The 16959-nt window shown below is 30.4% G+C and carries 11 protein-coding genes; 7 read left to right on the top strand and 4 right to left on the bottom strand.

What is annotated here, in order from left to right:
* Nucleotides 1-158 precede the first annotated feature (158 nt).
* Complete coding sequence (locus CLORY_RS07085; protein ID WP_079422816.1) at nucleotides 159-431, top strand: hypothetical protein; 273 nt, start codon at nucleotides 159-161, stop codon at nucleotides 429-431.
* Nucleotides 432-746: 315 nt separating this feature from the next.
* Nucleotides 747-6017 (top strand): diguanylate cyclase, encoded by a 5271-nt coding sequence (locus CLORY_RS07080; protein ID WP_169911554.1) that lies wholly within the window; start codon nucleotides 747-749, stop codon nucleotides 6015-6017.
* A gap of 360 nt (nucleotides 6018-6377) precedes the next feature.
* On the opposite strand, the gene CLORY_RS07075 is transcribed toward CLORY_RS07080, so the two are convergent.
* Together CLORY_RS07075 and murI are read right to left on the bottom strand one after the other, a co-directional pair.
* Complete coding sequence (locus CLORY_RS07075) at nucleotides 6378-6953, bottom strand: DUF1836 domain-containing protein (protein WP_079422814.1); 576 nt, start codon at nucleotides 6951-6953, stop codon at nucleotides 6378-6380.
* Nucleotides 6950-7756, bottom strand: coding sequence for a glutamate racemase (gene murI / locus CLORY_RS07070; RefSeq protein ID WP_079422880.1), 807 nt, complete (start codon nucleotides 7754-7756; stop codon nucleotides 6950-6952). Before murI ends, CLORY_RS07075 begins: the two co-directional genes overlap by 4 nt.
* A gap of 459 nt (nucleotides 7757-8215) precedes the next feature.
* Between murI and CLORY_RS07065 the strand changes: the two genes are divergently transcribed.
* The 5 genes from CLORY_RS07065 (at nucleotide 8216) to CLORY_RS07045 (ending at nucleotide 14101) form a co-directional block, all read left to right on the top strand.
* Nucleotides 8216-10306 (top strand): glutamine synthetase III family protein, encoded by a 2091-nt coding sequence (locus CLORY_RS07065; RefSeq protein WP_079422813.1) that lies wholly within the window; start codon nucleotides 8216-8218, stop codon nucleotides 10304-10306.
* Between the two features lie 204 nt (nucleotides 10307-10510).
* Nucleotides 10511-11029: a peptidylprolyl isomerase gene (locus CLORY_RS07060; protein ID WP_079422812.1), complete on the top strand. Its 519-nt coding sequence runs from the start codon at nucleotides 10511-10513 to the stop codon at nucleotides 11027-11029.
* A 14-nt stretch (nucleotides 11030-11043) separates the two neighbouring features.
* On the top strand, nucleotides 11044-11427 hold the full coding sequence (locus tag CLORY_RS07055; protein ID WP_079422811.1) for a DUF3783 domain-containing protein: 384 nt from the start codon (nucleotides 11044-11046) through the stop codon (nucleotides 11425-11427).
* 1 nt (nucleotide 11428) lies between these two features.
* On the top strand, nucleotides 11429-12121 hold the full coding sequence (locus CLORY_RS07050) for a helix-turn-helix domain-containing protein (RefSeq protein WP_079422810.1): 693 nt from the start codon (nucleotides 11429-11431) through the stop codon (nucleotides 12119-12121).
* Between the two features lie 180 nt (nucleotides 12122-12301).
* Nucleotides 12302-14101: a heme NO-binding domain-containing protein gene (locus CLORY_RS07045; protein ID WP_079422809.1), complete on the top strand. Its 1800-nt coding sequence runs from the start codon at nucleotides 12302-12304 to the stop codon at nucleotides 14099-14101.
* 552 nt (nucleotides 14102-14653) lie between these two features.
* Here CLORY_RS07045 and CLORY_RS07040 read toward each other — a convergent pair.
* Entirely contained in the window at nucleotides 14654-15565 is a 912-nt protein-coding gene (locus CLORY_RS07040) for a radical SAM protein (RefSeq protein ID WP_242954360.1), read from the bottom strand.
* Nucleotides 15566-15656: 91 nt separating this feature from the next.
* Nucleotides 15657-16763, bottom strand: coding sequence for a YkvI family membrane protein (locus CLORY_RS07035; RefSeq protein ID WP_079422808.1), 1107 nt, complete (start codon nucleotides 16761-16763; stop codon nucleotides 15657-15659).
* Between the last annotated feature and the right edge of the window lie 196 nt (nucleotides 16764-16959).

Below are 16959 nucleotides of genomic sequence, written 5' to 3'. Positions count from 1 at the left end.
AACCCCCTTTTAATTAATTATACTTAGAAATTTATGTTACAAGTGCTTAATGAACGGATCAATCTCCGTAGTGCCACAACATTTCATTTTTCACAAAATAAATGATTGACATAAGAACAAATGTTCGATATTATATAAATATAAAGAAGGTGATGTTTATGAATAACAAACAAGATATATACGTTAAAATAAATTATAAAAATTCTAGTAGAAAGAAACTGTTGAAACAAGAACTACATACATCAAAGGGAAATAGTAATTTTACTAAATTTCTTTATTGCGCTGGCATGCTAAACAAAGATGGCGGTACTATGGTGTTTAGAGCGAGAAATCTTGAGGAAGCAGATTTTATAGCAAATAATAATCCTTTTACTAATAGTGAATTATATAAGTATGAAATAATAAATTCAAGTATACAATTTTTAGCTTAATATATTTAGGAGATGCTTTTAATAAAGTGTCTCTTTTTAATTTAAGAAAAATGATAATTTATATAAGTTGCAATAAAGTTCTTACATTATGGCTTCTAAAATATCACTTCTGAATCGGTTCGACCCTACGATCTTTTAGAAGTCAGAATGTATTAGAACTTTCACAACTTATATAGATATATCCGTTATTTAATTTCGTTTTTAAAAGATTTCAAAAAATAGATAAAAAAGGTAATAATTTTATGGAAAATCATTTTTAAATTATAAAGTTGTGATATAATATATTTTATTATCAAGCCTGAGGAGATGAGTTTTATGGATCTCATAAATAATAGGTATAGAGTTTTGGATGTATTATATGAGAAATATTATACAAATAGGTATCTTGTTGCGGATGCAAAATTGTCAAACAAGAAAGTATGCATTGATATTTTCAATAAGGAAAACATGAACTCTGAAATTTTAGATTATTTTGAAAATGAATTTATTAAGCTAAAAAATGCTAATAATCGAGGCATAGCTAATATATTTGCATATGGAAATATTTATTCTTACGATAATATTGAAAAAGACGATACAATATATTTTTACCTATCAGAGTATATAGATGAAACTATGGACCTAAAGGAAAAATTAGACTCTATGAACCTAGAACAAAGGCTGGATACATTTGCTCAAGTATGTTGTGAGATTAATACTCTATATCTAAAAGGTTTATATTGCAACGTGGAAAGCCTGGACGATATATATATATTAGTGCAAGATAATAAACCGGTAGTAAAGATAAGAGATATAGTATCTATGATTTTAGATACTTGGAGTAAAAGACCATCAAGCTTAAATGAAAAGATTCTTATTCGTAATTTAAGAATTATATTCAATAAATTATTTAAAGGCTATAATGGAAATGAAACAGAACTATCCGATTTAGCTGCATTTATTACAGAAAATAAAAATGAATCTAATGTACATAGTATTACTGAAATTATAAATTATATTAACAAGAAATTTAGTAAAGAATATAAAGCTTTCTATTTAGAAGAACTTGAAAAATTGAACTTAAAAAATGTCATGGTAGGCAGAAAAGATATAAAACAGCATATTATTCAAGAATATCAGAATATAGTTAATAATAAAGCTGGTATTACAAAAGTAATCGGTATATATGGTGATAGCGGTTCTGGAAAAACTAGATTTATGAATGAGATGATTCATAGTTTTAGCATCAACAGGGTAAAGTTTTTTTGGGATAGGACAGATATGTACATAGGAGAAGAAGGAAAGACAAACAACAATTTTATTAAACAGCTTATTGATAGTGTGGATAATATTTATGACAATGACTATCCAATGGAAATTAATTCTCTTATGGCTATGTTCTTAAACTCTGATTATGGAATATTTGATAGTGATAATTCAAACATCAATGATGTCTATAAATTTATTTCAATAGTATATAGAATTTTAGAAGAAGCAGCTAAGAAACAACCTATAGTTATAATGATTGATGATATAGATTTAAATCATGCAATATATAAGGATATTCTTAAATATGTCATATCTAAGAATAGAATAAATATGTTAATCATATTTTCTTATAAAAGTATGAATGCAGAAATGGAGGAATTTTTAAGCTTTCTTGAAAATTACGAAAACTACGAGAATATAAAGATGCAATATCTTAACGAGTCTGAAACTGTTTTGATGGTAAAAGAAGTATTAAGTATGGTTAAGACTCCTACTAAGATTAGTGGCAGGATATATTCATACACATATGGTAATCCCCTGTTTATTGAGGAAGTAATTAAAAATTTATTCTTAACAAAAAAGATATATATAAATAAAAATGGAAGATGGGCTACTGATTATAATACTATTCAGGACATACCTATGCCTAATAGTTTAAAAGAAGCTATATCTAGCCAGATTGAAAGCATGAACGATAATGAGCTTAATGTATTAAAAAAAATATCTTTATTTAGCATACCTGTAACAATAGATATATTAGAAAAAGTTTTTCAAATTGATTTTGAGCTGTTGTCTATAATAGATGATATTGCTGAGAAAGGTATCCTTACTTTAACTAAAACTGATAGTGAGAGTTTATATGAATTTTCTAATAAGCTAATGAAAAACCTTATTTATCATAAACTTGATGAAAATGAGAAGAAATTATTTCATCTGAAGATTGCTGATACTCTCGAAAAAGATATAGAAAATAACGGTTTTAAATATATAGATGAGCTTATATACCATCTAGAGAAGATAAATGATAACAAGAGACTTTTAAAGTACTATGTTCGTAACGCTGTACGACTTGAGGAAAAAGGAATATATGAAGGCTCAATAAAATATTTAGAAAAAGTAAAACAGTTGTTTCTGAAATATAGTGAAGATAAAAGAGTATTAAATGTGTTTCTAAAATTGGGAGATTTATATAGAAGAAATGGATATATAGAAAAAGCTCAAGATTATTATAAAACTTGTTATGAGGAATCTTGTAATATAAATGATACAGAGCTGCAAATCCTAGCACTGATAAAAATTGCAACGATTTATTTTAATAGAAACGAGATAGATGTATGTGATGAATACTTAAGTAAGGCTGAAAAAATTTTAGAGCAGCATTACTATATGCAGGGCGAAATAGAAATTAATATAATTAAAATCAAAATATATGAACTTAGACAAGAATATTTAAGGGCTATGGAATTAAGCAACTATACTATTAGATTATGCCACGGTAAGATGCCTAAATATATGGGTAGATTGCTTAAGCATCTGGGAAATATTAATTACTATACTGGAAACATTAGCAGAGCCCTTGAAAATTATGAAGAAAGTATAAGATGGTATGAAAAAATCAATTATATAAAGGGAACCTTGAATCCACTAAATAGTATAGGCGTTATATGGGGAGACTATTATCAGGATGATGAGAAATCATTACAGTATTTTTTAAAAATGAAAAAAATTAGTCAGGAGAATATGTTCCTCGATTCAGACATACTTGCACTTATTAATATAGGTGAAACTTACTTGATTAATAATGATTATGAAGTTGCTATAAAGTATTTAGACGAAGCTCGTGAGAAATGTGAAAAATTCTCAAGGGAAGCAGATATATTTTATAATTATATAGACATAGCGTACACATACCTTAAGATGGAAGATTATAAAAATATGTTTAAATATTATAAAATACTGTGTTCTGAGCTTTTGGAATATCCAGAACAAGGCATGAGTTTAAATGATTTTTATAGATTCTTATCGGAAATGTTTTTGAAGATGGGAGTTATTGAAAAGGCAAAATATTTTTCTCACCTCGCTGTTAAGAGATACGGAGAGGATAACTCAATAAATAAATGGAATGCTAATTTAATAAAAAATCTTATAGATATTAATGAAAATAAGAGTGAAGAATTTATAGATAGAGCGCTAAATAACATTGATGAAATACTAGACAAGCATAAAAGTGATGCTAGAAAGGCAGAGATTATATATAGAACTTCGTATGCTCTTCATATAAAAGGATATAATGAGAAAAGTATTGAACTTATGAAGAAACATGACTTTAATACAAAAGAAATAAAAATGTTGGCTTTGGGGAAATATCTAAGAGCAGTACTTTATGAAAAAGGGGATAGTATAGAAGCATTAATGGAGTCGCTGCAGTTTTGTGAAAAATCTAAGAACAAGGAATTGCAGTGGAGATTATGCTGCAAGATAGGCGATTGGAACTATAAAAGGGGTAATCATTTTTATGCTGTTAATTATTATTTTCAAGCTATGCAGGTGATAAAAGGATTATTATACGGAATAGAGAATAAGCATAAAGTTGATTATTACAACAGTAATGGAATGAATGAACCTGTGTATAAAGTTTATTCTATCAGTGTAAATATGACGAAAAACGCTCCAATTAAGGTAAGTCGTCATGGAGTGTCCGACATAAATGAACTTGATAGGTTATTTAAATATGAAAATACTAAAAGTCTGCTAGGAAATAGAAAACTTATCAGATCAGCTAGAGAAATATTCGATAAAAAGAATGCTAATGGAATAGAAAGTTATAAGCAGCTGTTGAGTTCTTTGCAAATTGACCCTATATATAATTTAAGTATTATAGCTAAGTATATGGCTAGAATCTTACTAGCAAAACAAGCTTATATAATTGTGGAAGGGTATAAAAAAGAATTGAAAGTCATATTTACATTAGATGATAATAAGGATACAGTAAATAAAAAAGATGTTATCGAAATGGTAAGAAAAACTAGACGTGAAATCCTTATAACTGATGCGATGCTTGATCAAGACAAAGATGCATTAGAGGGTTTAGATATTGATAATAAGGTTATTATATGTATTCCGGTTATGGTTGATATGAATGTAGCATCTGCAAGATACAAAAATGAAAGAAGAAATATTAAAGATAAACTTATAAAAAATATTGGATATGTTTATTTTGAAGCGGATAGAATTATTAATAACTTTAACAAAACATCATTAGATAAATGTAATAAGTTAATTCCGTTAGTAGGACTGAATATAGATAAGTATGTTTTAAAGTCTAATTCGTCAATAGACAAGCTAACAAGGACATTTACGCGTAAATATCTAGAAGATACACTAGAAGAGCAGAAGTATTTGTGTGATAGCAATGAAACTGAATTTTCTATTATTATGTTCGACTTGGATAATTTCAAACATATTAATGATAAATATGGACATCAGGCTGGAGACGAAGCGCTAAAAAACATATGCAGTATCGTATTAAACAGTATAAGAGAAGTTGACTGCTGCGGAAGATATGGCGGTGAAGAATTTATTATAGTGCTTCCTCAAACGAATCTTGAGAAGGCTGCAGTGGTGGCAGAGAAAATAAGAAACAAGATTTTTAAAACAAGGGTATTACATAATAACCATAAAGCAACTGTAAGTATGGGCATATCTTCATATCCATCTCAGGCTCATACTGTGAAAGAACTTATTGAAAAAGCTGATCAGGCATTGTATGTAGCAAAAAAGATGGGGAGAAATAGAAGCCGGGTTTGGAATGAAAGTTTTAAAGGCAAAGCTAAGGCATCAAGCAAACTTACGGGTATAATTACTGGAAATGCTACGCAGGATTATAGAAATGTATCCGTAATGATTGAAATAACAGAGCTTATAAAAAATAATGACAAACTAGAAAATAAGCTTTATACTTTTTTAGGAAGAATAATCGAGGTTACAGAATCAGAATTTGGATCCTTTGTTATTATTAATGATAATAATGTTGATAAGATATATTCTAGAAGGATGTTTAAAGAAGGATGGCAGGAAAGTGAGGATAGTATGTTCCTAATTGAGGAAACTGTTAGATCGGGAGAAGGAAAATATATGATAGACTGGGATACTGCTTATGACAAAGAGATAAAAAATGGTGTTCCAGATTGGAAATCAATCATAGTATCACCGATTATTAATAATGGTATTATAAAAGCTATCCTAATATTGTCTGCGCATAGTAGAAATAGAGAATTTGATTTTCAGGATTATAACTTCGTGAGAATTCTTGGACAAATGTCTGTGGGACTATTATAGTTACAGGATTTTACGTTGCCCGACTGATTGCATATAACTTTCAATTAGTATCAAGATACACTCCTAAAGAGTAAAGAGAAAAGTGAAGGTGGGAATTCAGCTGTGCTGAATTCCTTCAATAACTCTTACTTCTTACTTACTTGTAAATTATATGTACTGTTAAAAAGATGGAACGATATAATAGTCGAAGTAATATGAATATAGCTTTTAAGAAAATAATAAAAAATAAATAAACAAGAAAAATAATTTGAGAGAAGAAATATAGAAAATAATACTTTGTAAATGCATAGAGTCGGCATAGGGTAGGAAGTGGTTGGAGGAGGCATTTTCCAGCCGACGGAAATCACTTCCTACCCTTTTTTACTTGTCAGTTTTAAAATATGTATCAATAATTTTCTCAGCGGCTCTTTTTTGTATATTTGCGGCGTTAACCAAAAGTAATACTTCAGTGAGAAGAGAAAACTTAATATCATCATTATTAAAATTATCATTTGCTCGTACGGTTTCAATAAGCTGATCGATTATTGAATTTTGCTGTTCTATCTTATCATTTATGAATTGGTCATATAGATCATCCAATATTAGACCATCTTTCTCTTGAGCCAATTTTTCTAATAAGGGTGTAAAGAGAAGTTTAATATCATCTAAAGAAAGAATTTGCTTTAAATTATATATTAATATTAATAGTATAATTTGCATTTTAGAATATTTCTTATTTTTAATCGGAGGAAGTATACGGGATTTTGCATAGTTATTGATCATTGTTTTAGTAAGAACTACATCATTATCATTCCTCTTTAAAGACTTCAGTTTATCATTAAAAAGAGTAGTCACTTGATCCATATATAGGTCAATGTACGGAATTTCGGATAAATTTATTTCATTGACTTCTTTTAAAGAAGAAAGCAACTCTATAAGGCTATCTTTTGAATTCATATAATGTCCCTCCTGTATATCCTATCATTAGTTATTCCAAGCAATTTGTAGCTCAAATCTATAATCTGTGAATTATTTTTTGAGTTATGAACCTTTACCCACCCATAGGAATCTTTTAATGAGAGTAAATTGTTTTCTATCAATTTATGCTTTAAGTGATTAGCTGTCCCTAGGCTTCCATCAATTATGTAGGTATCGCTCATAACTAACTTGGAAAGTGTATCTTTTATAAAAGGAAAGTGAGTGCAGCCTAATACAATGCAGGATATTTTCTTATTTTTGTACGGCTCAAGTTTTTCTTTTAAGTAGCTTTCCAAATCAGGACCACTAAATATACCGCTTTCAACAAATTCTACAAGCTCAGGACACGGAACAGGATGAATTTCAGAAGTAGCACTGAATTTTGATAATAACTTCATGAATTTGCCTTCTGACAGAGCCATAGGCGTAGCCATAATAATTATTGAGCCTTCATGATGAAGTTCTACAGCTGGTTTTACAGCAGGTTCTATGCCAATTATAGGTATATTTTTGTATGCTTTTCGAACATCTTCAATGCATACGCTTGTGGCTGTGTTACAAGCCACGACTAAAGCTTTTACATTATATTTTAATAAAAAATCAACTGCATTAAAGGTAAGTCTTTTAATTTCTGCTGCTGACTTGATTCCATAAGGAGCATTTTCTGAATCACCAAAGTAAATAAAGTTTTCATAGGGAAGAACATTTAAGGTTTCTTTCAGTACACTGAGACCACCTACCCCTGAATCAAAAAATCCTATAGGATTATTTTTTATATCAATAGTATTCATTTTACCACTCCTATATTCTATATAAACTTAATGGATAATACATGAACCATTTTAACATAAATACGATAATAAATTCACAATCAATATTACGATTGAAAGTGATAAATGGTTTAGTATCAGTAAAGATTATACCACATTTTTATCCATACAAATAACCTAATGGCAATATATAACAGTATTATGAATAAAAATTCAATGTATGAGCTTTTTTTTTATACCGTTATTAAATTATCAATTAAACTATAATAAAATATCATGTATTTAATACATGTCCAACAAAAAACGATTTCACGCTACAAAACATTAATAATCAAAAAAAGAAAATAATAATATATAAATTTATTGAAATCAAATTATAATTATGTTATACGATACGTCTAGATTTTTTTAATTTGGATTTAAAAATTATTGCAAAAAAAATCATTTATTGCGAAAGGGGATTTTTTAAAAATGAGTAATCTCTGCGAAATTTTTGGCTCAAATGTATTTAATGACGCTGTAATGAAACAAAGACTCCCAGAAGGGGTTTATAAAACATTAAAAAAGACAATTGAAGAAAAACTTCCACTTGATATATCTGTAGCAGATTCGGTAGCAGCTGCAATGAGGGATTGGGCAATCGAGAAAGGTGCAACTCATTATACTCATTGGTTCCAACCATTAACAGGAGTAACAGCTGAAAAGTATGATTCATTTATATCCATACCTTCAAAGGGAAAAGTTATAATGGAGTTTTCAGGAAAGGAACTTGTAAAAGGTGAGCCTGATGCATCTTCATTCCCATCTGGTGGAATAAGAGATACTTCTCAAGCTAGAGGATATACTGCATGGGATTGTACGTCACCTGCTTTTGTTAAAAATGGACAGCTTTGCATACCAACAGCTTTCTGTTCCTATACAGGAGAGGCTCTTGATACAAAGATACCACTTTTAAAATCTACTCAGGTTCTATCTGATGAAGCTATAAGAGTGTTAAGAGCACTTGGTAATACAACTTCTAAGTGTGTTACAACAAATGTTGGACCAGAGCAGGAATATTTCCTTGTAGATAAGAAATATTACGATCAACGTAAGGATTTAATATATACAGGAAGAACTCTTTTCGGAGCACAGCCTCCAAAGGGTCAGGAATTAGAAGACCATTATTTCGGTGTTATAAAAGAGAGAGTTGAAGCTTTCATGGCTGAAGTTAATGATGAATTGTGGAAGCTTGGAATTAGTGCTAAGACTCAGCACAATGAAGTAGCACCTGGACAGCATGAAATTGCAACTATATTCTCTGAAGGAAATAATGCAAACGACAGTAACCAGTTAGTAATGGAAATTTTAAAGAAGGTTGCATTGAGACATGGTCTTGTATGCTTACTTCATGAAAAACCTTTTGCTGGAATCAATGGTTCTGGTAAGCATAATAACTGGTCAATGGGTACAGATGATGGAGTTAATCTTCTAAATCCTGGAGATAAACCACATGAAAATAAGCAGTTCCTGATATTCATGGCTGCTGTAATTTCAGCTGTTGATAAATATGCTGATATCCTTAGATTAGTTGCATCAAATCCGGGAAATGATCATAGACTTGGAGCTAACGAAGCACCTCCAGCAATTATATCAATATTCCTAGGAGAGCAACTTGAAAATGTTGTAGAGCAGCTTGAGAAAGGCAAAGCAACTAATTCAAAGACTGCGTCAATTCTTGATACAGGAGTAAAAGTACTTCCTAAATTAAAGAAAGATGCTACAGATAGAAATAGAACATCTCCTTTCGCATTTACAGGTAATAAATTTGAGTTCAGAATGGTGGCTTCATCGGCATCTATTGCTATACCTAATGCTGTGTTAAATACTGCAGTTGCAGATGAATTAAGCATAATCGCAGATAGACTTGAAAAGGCTTCTGATGTTGAAGCTGAAGTTGATATACTTTTAACTGAACTTATAAAAGCTCATAAGAAAGTAATATTTAATGGAAATGGATACACTGATGAATGGGTAGCTGAAGCTGAAAAGAGAGGATTACCTAATATTAAGACTCTAGTAGAGGCTTCCAAAGCATTAATAGCTGAAAAGAATGTTAAGCTTATGGCAAAACATGGAGTATTAAGTGAAAGAGAAATGCATGCACGTTATGAAATAACTCTTGAGAACTATACGAAGACAATAAATATTGAAGCATTAACAACTTCAGAAATGGCAAAGAGACAGATACTTCCTGCAGTGCTTAATTTTGCTGCAAAAGTTGCTGGTTCAATAAATGCTATAAAAGCTACAGGAGTTCCTGCAGATCTTTCAGTACAAAGAGATATATTAAAGGAAGTAAGTTCACTTGCTGCAGATCTTAAAGCTAATGTAGATGCGTTAGATAAAGCAACTGAGAGTGCTGCTGCTGTAACAGATGCATATGATCAGGCTCATGCATATAGATTTGATGTTTTCGAAAAGATGAATTCAGTTAGAGAAGTAGCAGATAAGTTAGAGGGTATTGTTGATAAGGAATTCTGGCCATTCCCAACTTATGGAGATCTATTGTTCACAGTATAATATTTAATATAAGAATGTATAAAAGAGCTGTCTGTGAGATGATTAATTTACATCATTTTGCAGCAGTTCTTTTTATTTTATATTTTTTATATACATATATTTTACAAAAGCTATAAATAATATATAATTATATTGAAGGATAATTTATATTAAAGAATAATAATATAAAAATAAAAATGTAAATAAAATTAAAGGAGAAGTGACATGAATCCAATAGTAACTATAGAAATGGAAAATGGAGATAAGATTAAAGCGGAGTTATATGAAGAAGTATCTCCTAATACAGTTAAGAATTTTATAAGTTTAGTAAACAAGGGATTTTATGATGGTTTGACTTTTCATAGGGTTATACCAGGGTTTATGATACAGGGAGGATGTCCTCAAGGAACAGGCACTGGTGATCCGGGCTATTCCATAAAAGGAGAATTTACTTCAAACGGATTTAAAAATGAACTTAAGCATACTAGAGGAGTACTTTCTATGGCAAGAGCTATGAATCCTGATTCAGCAGGCAGTCAGTTTTTTATAATGGTAGCTGATGCACCACACCTAGACGGACAGTATGCGTCTTTTGGAAAGGTTATTGAAGGTATGGAGGGTGTAGATAAAATTGTATGTGTAGATACTGATTTTTCTGATAAACCTTTAGAAAAGCAAGTTATGAGTAAAGTCACAGTAGATACTTTCGGCGCTAAATACGACGCACCTGAAATTATAGAATAGAAGGGGGCATTTTTTTGGATAATCAGAAATGCATGCTTATATTTGGAATGGATACTGAAGAAAAAACTATAATAAGCAATGTGACTGAACCGAAAAGAGGAGACCGTATTGTTGAAATAAGCGATACGATGATAAATATGACAATCGGAGACATAATAGGCGGACTAAAATTTGATATTGTTAGTAAAGAAGCGGTACCACAAGAAAAAATTATACTATTCAACAATTATAGTGATGATGAATTAGAAAGTTCTCTAAAGGCAATAAGGGAGCAGCTTCAATCCAAGCCTATATTTGCAGTAGTTACTGAAACTTCCATTAATTGGACTTTCAAAGAGCTTTTGAAGCATCTTATAGAGGAAAGAGAATGGTATAAGACAGCGAAGAGAGGTAAATAAATTGAGTAGAGCAGGAGAAAAAATTAAAGAACTGAGAATGGAAGCTGGATTTACGCAGAAGGCATTGGCTAAAAAGCTTGGCGTTTCAGAAAGCTTCCTCAATGATGTTGAGAATGGAAGAAAAGTAGTAAATGAAAGTATTATTATGAGAATATCAAAAATACTAAATAAAAATATAAATGATATCTCTATGATTGAGGATGAAGAAAGAGAAGAGACAGAGTCACTGCCAACTAAAGCTAGTTACGGAAATTTAAACAAGAAGTCTTCCAGTGCAAATAAGGAAGTAAATGAGGTATGGGCTAGTGCATTTAGTTCAGTTTTGAAGGAGATACCTATATATGATTATAGTTTATCTAAAGTACTAGGCAAGAAAGTACTGCCAATAGAAAACAATAAGATAGAAGGTTATGCTCAGGATAAGGTATTGTACATAAAAATTGAACAAGATGATATGATTGGATATAGGATAAAAGCTGGTGATATAGCATTTGGACATTATACGTCTGAATTAGACAGCGGAGCTATATACTTATTTGAACATAATGGGAAAAGAAATATAAGACAAATAAAGAGACTTGATAGTACGAAACTATTACTCATTGGTAACCAAGGCTCTATTCTTACGGAAACTGTTAATGTGAAAGAAATAAAACTTATTGCAAAACTTGAGAAGGTAGAATTCCCATTATAGGAAAAACTTCTAAATATTAACTCATGCATGTCAAATGATCGTTGAAGCATTCGATATTTTGACATGTATAAATCTATTGATAGAAATTTTTAGAATTCAAATGTGAGGGATAACCCATATACGTTTTGTATTTACAGAATTCTCTGCATGATGAAAAGCAAATGAAGGAGGGATGTTTATATGAAAGGAACAGTTGTATCCACATGGATGAAGACATGTAGAAGACTATATGGTACTGATAGTGTGGATAAGGCAATGAAAACAGTAGGTTGGGAAAAGGATAGGCTTTTTTCACCAATAGAAACAATTGATGATTCCAAAATAAAAAAAGTAATATCAGAAATAGCAAAAAGTAACGGACTTGACGTAAAGAAAATTTGGAGGGAAATAGGGAAAGATAATATCAATGCATTTTATAAGGACTTTCCAGCTTTTTTTAATTACGAAAATCTTTATTCGTTTTTTAAAGCGCTTTTCGATATACATATAGTTATGACTAAAAAGTTTGCTGGTGCTAAACCGCCATTGGTAGAGTTGCTCCCGGTATCAAGCAGAAAGGCCATTTTTAAATATACATCATCTAGAGGAATGTTTGATTATTTCATGGGACTTATAGATGGAAGCTGTGAATTTTTTAAGGAAAAAGTTGAGATTCAGGAATTAGAGAAGACTGAGAATTCATTATCACTTATGCTTACATTTGAAAAAGACATTTACATTAAGAAAAAGTATAGGATAAATACAATATTATCATTTGGATTTATAAAAAGTATCGAAGTAAAAGCGTCCATATTTACGGCTATTATTACTTTTATATCATTACTGGCAGCTACAGGAGCAAAACATATACCGATTTCTATAATAGGAACGGTAGCTGCATTTGTATCTTCGTGGGGCATAGCAGTGTTGCTAAACAAACCTGGTAAATATATAAACAAGGAAATTGAAAGAATAATTAGTAATGAATATTTGTATGATGGTGATATAGTTACGAAAGATCATTATGAAGATTTATATAAGCTAATAAAGAAACATAAGAAAAACATAAAAGCAGACTTCGTAGGTTTTAATGGAGTTGTAGACGAAATGAATACATTTGTTGGAAGCATAAATGAAATATCTTCTGTGATGGAGAACACTTCTCAAGAGATTTCAGGTGTTGTGGAACAGGTGGCAGATGGAGCTGTATCTCAAGCTGAGAATACAGGAAAAGCTGTAGATCAGCTAAACGATAATATAAATTCTTTAAAAATGATAGTTGATAGCGAAAACAGTAAAAAAGAGGAATTGGAAAAAGCTATTGATAAGATAAATAACAGCTATAAAAATGTTGATAACACAAGTAAGAATATTATGGACATGCTAGGAAGCTTTCAAAAGGTTAAGGATAGAGGAAACAGTCTTGAAGAAAAAGCTCATGACATTAACAATATTGTGGATATAGTTTCCGGAATAGCTGAGCAAACAAACTTACTGGCATTAAATGCATCTATTGAGGCAGCTAGAGCGGGAGAACAAGGAAAAGGTTTTGCTGTAGTTGCTGAATCAATAAGAAAGCTTGCTGAACAGTCTAAAGAAGCTGTAGGAAATATAAATACAAATCTTGAACAGTTTTTACGTGATATAAAGGAGTTAGTTCTAAGTATAGAAGGTCAATTTGAGGTATTGAAAAATGAGACGAAAAGTTTAGGCAAAGTAAGAGATACGAACTATGAAGCTAATGATTCAATAAAGAAGGTATCATTATCTATGATAGATACTATAGATGAACTTAACAGAGAAGCCGAATCTATTAGCAGTGTTTATGAAAGCATAGAATCTTTAGCAGCTATAGCAGAAGAAAATTCCGCTTCATCTGAGGAAGTAAGCGCAAATATAACAAGTTACTCAAATGAAATAGTTAAACTGACAGATAATATTAAAGACTTCCAGAACATTATAAAAATCTTCAAAGAAGAGCTTGAAAGATACAAACTTTAAGAAGAGTAAAAAGCAAGAAGAGTAAAGATAAAAGAGAAAAGTGAAGGTGGGAATTCAGCTGTGCTGAATTCCTACGAAAAAGAAGATTACTTTTTCATTCTACTTGGTGAAAGCACGCTTTCATGAACATTTCCTATGAAAAAATTCATGGTTTTTGCCAACTATGGATAACTTTTCATTAGAATCAGGCTGTACCTCTAAAGAGTAAGAAAGATGGGCGTTAAATAAAAAAACGCTACAGCATGTTTACGAAGAAGTTAACAAAAAACAGTAATATATTTTGAAATTAGAGAATTAAGATAAGAAGGCAACAGAAGCAGTATAATAAAAGCATCTTGTTAATATTAAGAGTTAGGGCATTAAAAATGGTTACATCCGACGGAGGCATTTGGAGTGAATTTAGCAATTACCCATGTCTTTTAGGCAAATTTCCGTTAAGATGGCGAATTGTTTGAGGCGTAGCCGAGTTATGAGCCATTAGAAAATTTGCCTAAAAGATGTGGTGTAATTGCTTAATGAACGTAACCGGCCGACATAGGGTGTAACCATTTTTTATACTCCATCAAGGTCGAACGGGGGTATAAAGGATTCTGATACAGTTCCTTGTTCTTGAATAAAGCCGTTTTCGATGCCTAACGATAAGGCGTAATTTATTATTGAATCATAATATTTTTCGGATATAGGTTTATTTATTTCTGGATAATCAGCACTTTTATTCATAGGAGTATATTGGTTCATAAGACTCAAATATACAGAATTTCCGAACGAATTATATATATAATCTATAATTTTTTTTGAATCAAACAATAAGCCTGGCAAAAGCATATGACGTATAATTACCCCTTTCTTTATTATGCCATTGTCATCAAGTGAAACATCTCCTACCTGCCTAACCATTTCATTTATAGATTCAGATGCAAATTCAAAATAATCCTTAGCATTGGAATACTTAAACGAGTATTTATTATCGAAATATTTTAAATCTGGCATGTACACATCAATATAGCCGTCTAACAGCTTTATTGTCTCAGCTTTTTCGTAACCGCTTGAATTGTAGATTATTGGAATGTTCAGGTTATTATTTTTAGCAATTTCAATAGCGTTTATTATCTGCGGGACATAATGGGTAGGTGTAACTAAATTTATATTCAAAGCATTCTTATCTTGCAGTTCAAGAAAAATTTCGGCAAGCCTCTCTATGGATATATTTTTCCCAAAGGAATCTTGACTTATATTATAGTTTTGACAGAAAACACATTTTAAGCTGCAGCCTGAAAAAAACACTGTACCTGAGCCTTTTTCACCTGAAATACATGGCTCCTCCCAGAAATGGAGTGCTGCTCGAGCTATTTTTAAATTGTTATCAGCACTGCAATAACCTTTCATGCCTTCATTTCTATTTACATTGCAGTTTCTTGGGCAGATAGTACATTTATTTAAAAGATTCATATGTTTGTAAGTCATGACGATCAATCCTTATTTTAAATTTCATTACAAATAATTATTTAACATTTATTTTTTATTGTCAATGTATAAATCTATGATCAGCAAAAAGTTATGAATTGTGTTTCTTAAAATAGAAAATAATGCATTTAGCTATGAAAAATATACTTATAACACCGAAAGATGGATATAATAATTTAATTAACTTCGAAAAACCAATTTGCGATATTGGAAGTGCAATTAAAATTATAATAAAAATAGATTTTTTATAATTCAAGCTGGCTATAAAGTTATGTACATATTTTAATTGTTTATTATAAGAATGTCTGGAGAAGGATATGTTCTCGAGTGTTTTACCTAAACTATATATATCTGAAATTTCTGTAGAGAACATTTCCAGCCAGATTATGCATAAAAGTATAAATTGAAAAGACCTGCCAAATCTTTTGCAGATAAATAATAGAGGGATTTCATAATGATAAATGTTTGGAACATTTAATAGCAGCATAAGGTTGATTGCAATACACAAAAAACTCAGGACAATAGCTCCTACAGCTATACCCCAGAACATTGTTTTTTTATCATTAAATTTCATAGCTAAAGGAATTAAGACTCCTGAAGAAGACAGAATATTAAAGGCAGCATATAAAATAGTTGAAACAGGCCAAAAGGCTTTACTAGTTTCCATTCCTTTTAGATACATCAAATTGATATTTGCACTATTAAATTTTATATATAGCAAAAATATAGTTGAAAGAACTATTATTAATGACGGAACAATAAAAGAATTAATTTCAATAAGCCCATTTGTATCCTTAAGAAGCACTATTATAGTAAAAAGTATCATGAGCGATATTCCTATCCATTTTGATATACCGAAATACTGATTTAATATAGCTCCGCTGCCAGCCATTATAATTGCAGCTCCACCTATTAAAAATAGGCTTGTTACTAAGCTGATAAATTGGCCAACAGCATCAGGACTCACCAAATCTATTAACTGTTTATATGATTTTAGGTTAAATTTAATTGTTATTTTTATAATAAAAAAATAAACTAATATGTACAACAGACCACATAATGCTATACCTAGGAAGCTTTTGTATCCATAGTATGTAAAGAAATTAGAAATTTCTTTTCCGGATGCCAATCCGGCACCAACGATGGTTCCGATGAAAACTGCAGCTACCTGAAGAACATCTAAAAATCTTTTTATCAAATTTTTACACCTCCCCAATGGATGTATATGGTTAACAGTAAATGTAGCACTATATATATATTTCTATATTTTTCTTTGTAGAACTGGAACAGAGAATCATGAATTTGAATTTAATAATTGAAGATGAAAGTCAAAATCCAACTGCCGTAATTACTATTTAAATAAAAATATAATTTTTACTATTTATACTTTCAGA

The organism is Clostridium oryzae (genome assembly GCF_002029235.1).
In the GTDB taxonomy this organism is placed as follows: Bacteria; Bacillota; Clostridia; order Clostridiales; family Clostridiaceae; genus Clostridium_AE; species Clostridium_AE oryzae.
This window is presented reverse-complemented; position numbering and strand designations above follow the sequence as displayed.

Coding starts and splice junctions, on each gene's coding strand:
- CLORY_RS07085 (WP_079422816.1), top strand. CDS start 159: ATGAATAACAAACAAGATATATACGTTAAAATAAATTATAAAAATTCT.
- CLORY_RS07080 (WP_169911554.1), top strand. CDS start 747: ATGGATCTCATAAATAATAGGTATAGAGTTTTGGATGTATTATATGAG.
- CLORY_RS07075 (WP_079422814.1), bottom strand. CDS start 6,953: ATGAATTCAAAAGATAGCCTTATAGAGTTGCTTTCTTCTTTAAAAGAA.
- CLORY_RS07065 (WP_079422813.1), top strand. CDS start 8,216: ATGAGTAATCTCTGCGAAATTTTTGGCTCAAATGTATTTAATGACGCT.
- CLORY_RS07060 (WP_079422812.1), top strand. CDS start 10,511: ATGAATCCAATAGTAACTATAGAAATGGAAAATGGAGATAAGATTAAA.
- CLORY_RS07045 (WP_079422809.1), top strand. CDS start 12,302: ATGAAAGGAACAGTTGTATCCACATGGATGAAGACATGTAGAAGACTA.
- CLORY_RS07040 (WP_242954360.1), bottom strand. CDS start 15,565: ATGACTTACAAACATATGAATCTTTTAAATAAATGTACTATCTGCCCA.